The following is a 7,767-nucleotide window of genomic DNA, read 5'->3' as shown; positions in this document are numbered from 1 at the left end:
GAGCGCCGCCGGCGGGCCGAGCACGACGCCCGGGTGGCGAACGCCGTCGCGGCGGGCGCCCGGCAGCTGCTGGCCTGCCTGGAGGTGTCACTGGCGCGCGCGGACGCCGGGCGCGCGGCGGTCGAACAGGCGCTCGCCGAGCGGGAGCACGAGCTCCGGGAGCACCGGGAGCACGGGCGCGGCCTCAAGGAGGAGCTGGACAAGCTGGTCGACGCCGGACACCGGGACGAGGTGCTGCGGGCGGAGAAGCGGCTGCGGATCGAGCAGCTGGAGGCCCGCGCGCTGGAGGAGTTCGGCATCGACGGGGGCGAGCTGCTGGCCTCGTACGGGCCGGACCAGCCCGTCCCGCCATCACCCTCGGTGTCAGCCGGTGACGTCCCTGGGGAGGAGGGGCGGGAGCCGGGGGAGCCGTACCCGTACGTCCGGGCCGAGCAGGAGAGGCGACTGCGGGCCGCCGAGAAGGCGTACCAGCAGCTGGGCAAGGTCAATCCGCTGGCGCTGGAGGAGTTCGCCGCGCTGGAGGAGCGCCACCGGTTCCTCGGCGAGCAACTGGACGACCTCAAGCGCGGCCGGCGGGACCTGCTGGACATCGTCCGGGACGTGGACCAGCGGGTCGAGCAGCTGTTCACCGCCGCCTACCACGACACCGCCGCCCAGTTCGAGGGCGTCTTCGCCCGGCTCTTCCCGGGCGGCGAGGGGCGGCTGGTGCTGACCGACCCGGACAACATGCTCACCACCGGGGTCGAGGTGGAGGCCCGCCCCCCGGGCAAGAAGGTCAAGCGGCTGTCGCTGCTGTCCGGCGGCGAGCGCTCGCTGACCGCGGTGGCGCTGCTGGTGGCGATCTTCAAGGCCCGGCCCAGCCCGTTCTACGTGATGGACGAGGTGGAGGCGGCGCTGGACGAGACCAACCTGCGCCGACTGGTCGGGATCATGGAGGAGCTGCGGGAGAGCTCCCAGCTGATCGTGATCACCCACCAGAAGCTGACCATGGAGTCCGCCGACGCGCTGTACGGCGTGACCATGAAGGGCGACGGCATCTCCCAGGTGATCAGCCAGCGGCTGCGCGAGGAGCACCGGGAGCACAGATCGCGTGCGGTGCTACCTCGGCAGCAGGAGGAGGCGAATGCCTCCGGGCCGACGGACTGATGCGTCGACCTATGCCGGGGCAGCTCCCACGGCCGAACCGATCCCGGATACTGGAGCGGTTGTGACTCCTCCCCCTCGTCTGCGAGGGGGCTTCTCACTCAGCCGTTGAACAACCTCGTGACGGCCAAGCCCTGACCGGTGCCGAGCGGCACACTGGTCAGCGTAGGGGAGGCGGCGACGCGAGTGCGTCGGTGACCGAAGGATCACTCTATCGGGGGACCCAACGAAGGAGATTTATGTGGAATACGTGATCCTCGCCGTAGTCATCGCCGTGGTCGCCATCGGCGCGATCGCGGGCCTCGTCGTTTCCGGCAGACGACGCCAGCAGCTGCCCCCGAAGTCGCAGGCGCCGGTCATCACGGCGCCGAAGACCACCCCGCAGGAGCCCCAGGTCGGCGAGGAGGCCGCGCCGCCGACCGAGGAGCCGCGCCGCACCGTCGAGGAGGTGCCGCTCCCCGAGGCCCCCGAGGTCGTCGAGGTCGAGGCCCCCGCCGAGGCCGAGGTGGCGCCCGCCATCGAGGTCCCCGAGCCCACCGCCGGCCGGCTGGTCCGGCTGCGCTCCCGGCTCTCCCGCTCACAGAACTCGCTCGGCAAGGGGCTGCTCGCGCTGCTCTCCCGCGAGCACCTCGACGAGGACACCTGGGAGGAGATCGAGGACACCCTGCTCACCGCGGACGTCGGCGTCGCCCCGACCCAGGAGCTGGTCGAGCGGCTGCGTACCCGGGTAAAGGTGCTCGGCACCCGCACCCCCGACGAGCTGCGCGCCCTGCTGCGCGAGGAGCTGGTCGAGCTGGTCGGCAAGGACGCCGACCGCACCGTCCGCTCCACCAAGCACGAGGAGGGCCCGGCGGTGGTCCTGGTCGTCGGCGTCAACGGCGTCGGCAAGACCACCACCACCGGCAAGCTGGCCCGCGTCCTGGTCGCCGACGGCCGCACGGTGGTGCTCGGCGCGGCCGACACCTTCCGGGCCGCGGCCGCGGACCAGCTGCAGACCTGGGGCGAGCGGGTCGGTGCGCGCACCGTGCGCGGCCCGGAGGGCGGCGACCCGGCGTCGATCGCCTTCGACGCGGTCAAGGAGGGCATCGCCGAGGGCGTCGACACCGTGCTGATCGACACCGCCGGCCGACTGCACACCAAGACCGGCCTGATGGACGAGCTGGGCAAGGTCAAGCGGGTCGTCGAGAAGCACGGCCCGGTGGACGAGGTGCTGCTGGTGCTGGACGCCACCACCGGCCAGAACGGTCTGATCCAGGCCCGGGTGTTCGCCGAGGTGGTGGACATCAGCGGCATCGTGCTGACCAAGCTGGACGGCACCGCCAAGGGCGGCATCGTGGTCGCGGTGCAGCGCGAGCTGGGCGTGCCGGTCAAGCTGATCGGTCTGGGTGAGGGCGCGGACGACCTGGCGCCGTTCGAGCCGGGTGCGTTCGTGGACGCGCTGATCGGGGACTGACCGACGCTCCCCGTCGCATGAGGGTCCGCTCCTTCGGGGGCGGGCCCTTTCGGCTGTTCCGGGCTCCTCCCGCCCCGAGTCGCAGGGGCGCGCCGGTACCGAAGGGAAGGAACGGCCGGCGAGGGACGAGCGCCGGAGCGACGACCGTCCGGCGCCGGGTCGGAGCGCCCCGGGGGCGAGCGGGCGAGACTACGAGGCGATCCAGGCGGGCTCGGCGGTGCGCTCGCGGCTGCGGTGGCAGGCGTAGGCGAGGGTGCCGAGCAGCAGCCGGGCCTCGGGCGGGCAGCCGGCGTTGTCGCGGGTGGGGCGGCGCAGCCAGCGGACCGGGCCGAGCTCGCCGAGGAGGGTGGGCGGGGCGGCGACGTAGCTGCCCTCGCCGTGGCAGGTCAGGTCGAGCGCGGCGTCGTCCCAGCCCATCCGGTAGAGCAGGTCGGGCAGCCGGCGGGCGGTGCCGGCGGCGACCAGGAACTGCAGCCGGCCGGTGGGCGGGGCGAGCACCGGGCCGACCTGGGTGCCCATCCGCTCCAGCCGGACCAGCGCCTGCAGGCCGGCCGGCTCGGGGACGTCCAGGACGTCGAAGGCGCGGCCGGTGGGGAACAGCACGGAGGCCTCGGCGCCAGTGGCCCCGGCCCGGCTCGCGGTGCCCGGTACGGGGTGCAGGCCGGGGGCGGCGCAGCGCCGGGAGCCGCAGGGGCACTGGGGCGGGGCGGCGGAGTCGGAAGGGTCGCCGGTGGCGACGGCCCAGCCCCAGCGGCCGGTGTACTCCGCGGCGGCCTGGGACGCGGTGACCTTGGTGCGGCGGCGCGCGCCCAGCGGTGCCAGCCGCAGGTGCCCCAGTCGAAGTTCGCCGAACAGGTTGTCCATGCCTCCCCCAACAGGTTCTCGTTGCCGATGGTTACGGGATGGTGACTGTGTGTTGATTGTCCGGTGCGTGGTGCGTGGTGCGGTGGCGGCGCGCAGCGCTTGGCGTGCGCCTGTTGCGGTGGTGCGCTTCGGGCGCCGCCTTGTGGGGGTGGCGCCGATGCCGGATCGTCAGGTGCGCGAGGCGGTTGCCGTCCCGAGGGGGTGGTGAACTCGCCTGTGACTGCGGTGGATTGCGGAGTCTGCCGGGTCTTCCGGGGTTGGCCGGGGGACTTGGCGGCCCGCATATGCCGGACCGTCGCGACCACCTAGTCAAGCGCGTGCCCCCGGGGTTCGGTTCACTCCTGGGGGTGGCGAAAGGTGGCGTTTCGCCAGGGGCGCTCCCACGGGTACCTCGCGGGGCACTACGTTCAGCACACGGACGTCGTCGGAGCTCCCGCTCCGGGCCGTCGGGGAACGGGAGTTGGGGATCTGACGGACCGTCCACGACGATGGCACACCAGTACGACGAGGCGGTACGGCAACACCTCAGGCACGGCACGTCTGGCAAGAGCCCGCAACCGTCGGGCGGTCACGATCGGGGGCCCCGCAGGGGCCGGGCGGGATGGGGACGTTCCCATGGCAGAGAAGCAACCCAACGAGAAGCTGACCACGTGGTTCGCTCGCAGTGGCTGGTCCAAGGGGGAGTTGGCCCGGCAGGTCAACCGCCGGGCCCGGCAGATCGGCGCCCACCACGTGTCCACCGACACCTCCCGGGTGCGCCGCTGGCTCGACGGCGAGCAGCCCCGCGAGCCGATCCCCAAGATCATGTCCGAGCTGTTCTCGGAGCGCTTCGGCTCGGTGGTCTCGATCGAGGACCTCGGCCTGCGCGCCGCGATCCCGGTCTCCACCGTCGGCGGCGGCGTGGACCTGCCGTGGAGCGCCCCGCAGACCGTCCAGCTGATCAGTGACTACTCCCGCAGCGACCTGATGCTCAACCGCCGGGGCTTCCTCGGCACCTCGCTCGCGCTGACCGCCGGCGCCGCGCTGATCGAGCCGATGCAGCGCTGGCTCACCCCCGGCCCGACCGGCATCCCCACCCCGATCCTCACCGCGGCCAACGGCGGCGAGGTGTTCACCGGCCGGCTCTCCGAGCCCGAGCTGCAACTGCTGGAGCAGACCACGGTCATGTTCCGCCAGTGGGACGCCCAGAACGGCGGCGGGCTGCGCCGCAAGGCCGTGGTCGGCCAACTCCACGAGGTCACCGACCTGCTGCAGGAGACGTACAACGAGGACACCACCAAGCGGCTGTTCCGGCTCACCGCCGAACTCGCCCACCTGGCCGGCTGGATGTCCTACGACGTCGGGATGCACCCGAGCGCGCAGAAGTACTACGTGCTCGCCCTGCACGCCGCCAAGGAGGCCGGCGACCGCCCGTTCGGCGCGCTGATCCTCACCGACATGAGCCGCCAGATGATTCACCTCAACCGGGGCGAGGACGCCCTGGAGCTGATCCACCTGGCCCAGTACGGCAGTCGGGACTCCGCCACCCCGCGGCAGCAGGCCCTGCTGTTCGCGATGGAGGCGCGCGCCTACGCCACCATCGGCGAGGTGAACCGCTGCGCCCGGGCGATCCGGCTGGCCGAGGACACCTTCACCGACATCCGCGAGGGCGACGGGGACCCGGACTGGCTGAAGTTCTTCTCGCCGGCCGAGCTGAACGCCGAGAACGCCCACTCCTACCGCGACCTCGCCTACCACTCGGACAACGCCCAGCTGTACGCCTCGCTGTCCGCGCCGGTGATGGGGCGCGCCGTCGACCTGTTCCGCCAGGACGACGACCACGTGCGCTCGTACGCCTTCAACCTGATCGGCATGGCCAGCGTGCACCTGCTGCAGAAGGAGGCCGAGGAGGCGGCGCGGTACGCCGAGCAGGCGGTGGACATCGCCACCAAGGTGCGCTCGGAGCGGCTGAACTCCCGGGTCCGCAAGACCACGGAGGCCGCGGCCGCCCGCTTCAAGGGCGTGGACGCGGTGAGCCGGCTCAAGGAGCGGGTGGTCCAGGACATCCCGGAGTTCGTCTCGGTGGTCTGAGCGGACCCCGGTCGGAGACTCCACCGACCGTGACGGCCGCCGCCGTCACGGTCGGTGGCTTTCCCGGCCACGGACCGTGCGGTGCGGCGGCACGGTAACCCATCCGGCCCAACGACAGGGCCGCGGTTCACGCGCCCGTAACCCGCGCGTCGCACGCGTCACGGCCGCGAAACAACCGACCGCACTGGCCGAAACCAGCCTTCGGCACTCTCCTGTCATCGCCGACACCCCCGGGTTGGCACGGGACAGGTACCCGGGGGCGGAGCGGCTTGGACGCAGAGGAGACGCCGATGCCGGACGGCTTCAGCGCGGGCGACACCGCCTTCGTGCTCATCAGTGCGGCCCTGGTCATGGTGATGACCCCGGGCCTGGCCTTCTTCTACGGGGGCATGGTCAGGGCCAAGAGCACACTGAACATGCTGGCGATGAGCTTTCTCTCGCTCGGCATCGTCAGTGTGCTGTGGGTCCTGTACGGCTACTCGCTCAGCTTCGGGCCCGACGCCTTCGCCGGACTCATCGGCAACCTGGACTTCCTCGGGATGCGCGGCATCGGGCTGAACGAACTGAGCGGGTCGATCCCGGTCACGGCCTTCGCGGTCTTCCAGCTGATGTTCGCGATCATCACGCCGGCGCTGATCAGCGGCGCTGTCGCGGACCGGGCCAAGTTCTCCGCCTGGGGCCTGTTCATCGCGCTCTGGGTGACGGTCGTCTACTTCCCGGTCGCGCACTGGGTGTTCTTCATGGACAACGGCAACGGCGGCTGGCTGGGCGACAGAAACGGCGTGATCGACTTCGCCGGCGGAACGGCCGTGCACATCAACGCCGGCGTCGCCGGCCTCGCGCTCTGCCTGGTGCTGGGCAAGCGGGTCGGCTTCAAGAAGGACCCGATGCGCCCGCACAGCCTGCCGCTGGTGATGCTCGGCTCCGGGCTGCTGTGGTTCGGCTGGTTCGGCTTCAACGCGGGCTCGGCGCTGGCCGCCAACGGCGTGGCCGCGATGGCGATGGTCAACACCCAGGTCGCCACCGGTGCGGCGCTGATCGGCTGGCTGGTCTTCGAGAAGCTCAGGCACGGCGCCTTCACCACGCTGGGCGCCGCCTCCGGCGCGGTGGCCGGACTGGTCGCGATCACCCCGGCCTGCGGCTCGGTCAGCCCGCTCGGCGCGGTGGCCATCGGCCTGATCGCGGGCGCCGTCTGCGCCGCCGCCGTCTCGCTCAAGTACCGCTGGGGCTTCGACGACTCGCTCGACGTGGTGGGCGTGCACGCGGTGGGCGGCGCGATCGGCTCGCTGCTGATCGGCCTGTTCGCCACCGGCGGGGTCGGCCAGACCGCCAAGGGCCTGTTCTACGGCGGTGGGCTGGGCCAGCTCGGCAAGCAGGCGATGGGCGTGGCGGTGGTCGCGGCGTACTCCTTCGTGCTCTCCTGGCTGCTGGCCAAGGCCGTGGACAAGCTGGTCGGCTTCCGGGTCGCCGAGGAGATCGAGGTGGCCGGCATCGACCAGGCCGAACACGCCGAGTCCGCCTACGACTTCAGTGCCGTCGGGGCGGGCCTGGCCCGGGCGCTCCCGTCCGCGGGCCCCGGCTCCGCGCAGGCCGGGAAGCCCGCCGGGACGCCTGCCGACAAGACCGCCGAACAGCCCGCCAAGAAGACCGAGGTCGACGCCCGATGAAGCTCATCACCGCCGTGATCAAGCCGTACCGCCTGGACGAGGTGAAGGCCGCCCTGCAGGCCTTCGGGGTCCACGGCCTGACCGTCACCGAGGCCAGCGGCTACGGCCGCCAGCGCGGCCACACCGAGGTCTACCGGGGCGCCGAGTACACCGTCGACCTGGTGCCGAAGATCAGGATCGAGGTCCTGGTCGAGGACGAGGACGCCGACGCGCTGATCGACGTCCTGGTGAAGGCCGCCCGCACCGGGAAGATCGGCGACGGCAAGGTATGGAGCATCCCGGTCGACACCGCCGTCCGGGTCCGCACCGGCGAACGCGGCCCGGACGCCCTGTGAGGCACTGACCGATCCGGCGGACCCGCCCCTGCCCGGGGCGGGCCCGCCCTTCGGCGCATCCCCGCTCAGCCGTACGACGGCTCACCCGCACCACACGGACGGGATCCCGCGCATGACCACCGAGACCAGCTCCCCCGATCCCCTGGACCACGTGGCGGCCCGGACCGCGCTGCTGGAACGGCCCGGACCGACCGGCCGCCCGCGCCGCCGCGCGCTCGCCCGGCTCACCGACGAC

General features: G+C 72.3%; 6 protein-coding genes. 5 read left to right on the top strand and 1 reads right to left on the bottom strand.

The genetic code is table 11. The features are described 5' to 3' along the window. Together BG452_RS25040 and ftsY are read left to right on the top strand one after the other, a co-directional pair. Positions 1–1,146, top strand: a 1,146-nt coding sequence (locus tag BG452_RS25040; RefSeq protein ID WP_188306620.1) for an AAA family ATPase, incomplete at its 5' end; no start/stop codon positions are given. A gap of 238 nt (positions 1,147–1,384) precedes the next feature. Beyond that, positions 1,385–2,596, top strand: coding sequence for a signal recognition particle-docking protein FtsY (ftsY, locus tag BG452_RS25035; RefSeq protein WP_188306619.1), 1,212 nt, complete (start codon positions 1,385–1,387; stop codon positions 2,594–2,596). A 189-nt stretch (positions 2,597–2,785) separates the two neighbouring features. On the opposite strand, the gene BG452_RS25030 is transcribed toward ftsY, so the two are convergent. After that, complete coding sequence (locus BG452_RS25030; protein ID WP_188306618.1) at positions 2,786–3,460, bottom strand: bifunctional DNA primase/polymerase; 675 nt, start codon at positions 3,458–3,460, stop codon at positions 2,786–2,788. Positions 3,461–4,033: 573 nt separating this feature from the next. Between BG452_RS25030 and BG452_RS25025 the strand changes: the two genes are divergently transcribed. The 3 genes from BG452_RS25025 to BG452_RS25015 all read left to right on the top strand — a co-directional run bounded on the left by BG452_RS25025 (position 4,034) and on the right by BG452_RS25015 (position 7,532). Continuing rightward, complete coding sequence (locus BG452_RS25025) at positions 4,034–5,530, top strand: hypothetical protein (RefSeq protein WP_411293009.1); 1,497 nt, start codon at positions 4,034–4,036, stop codon at positions 5,528–5,530. Between the two features lie 290 nt (positions 5,531–5,820). Next, complete coding sequence (locus BG452_RS25020; protein WP_188306616.1) at positions 5,821–7,197, top strand: ammonium transporter; 1,377 nt, start codon at positions 5,821–5,823, stop codon at positions 7,195–7,197. Then, positions 7,194–7,532 carry a P-II family nitrogen regulator gene (locus BG452_RS25015; protein WP_188306615.1) on the top strand — a complete coding sequence of 113 codons (339 nt, stop codon included), beginning with the start codon at positions 7,194–7,196 and terminating at the stop codon, positions 7,530–7,532. Before BG452_RS25020 ends, BG452_RS25015 begins: the two co-directional genes overlap by 4 nt. Positions 7,533–7,767: the final 235 nt, after the last annotated feature.

Origin of the sequence: Streptomyces sp. CBMA123 (assembly GCF_014596465.1) — a bacterium.
GTDB lineage: Bacteria > Actinomycetota > Actinomycetes > Streptomycetales > Streptomycetaceae > Kitasatospora.
The sequence above is the reverse complement of the archived record's forward strand: the minus strand, read 5'-3'. Positions and strand labels throughout refer to the sequence as shown.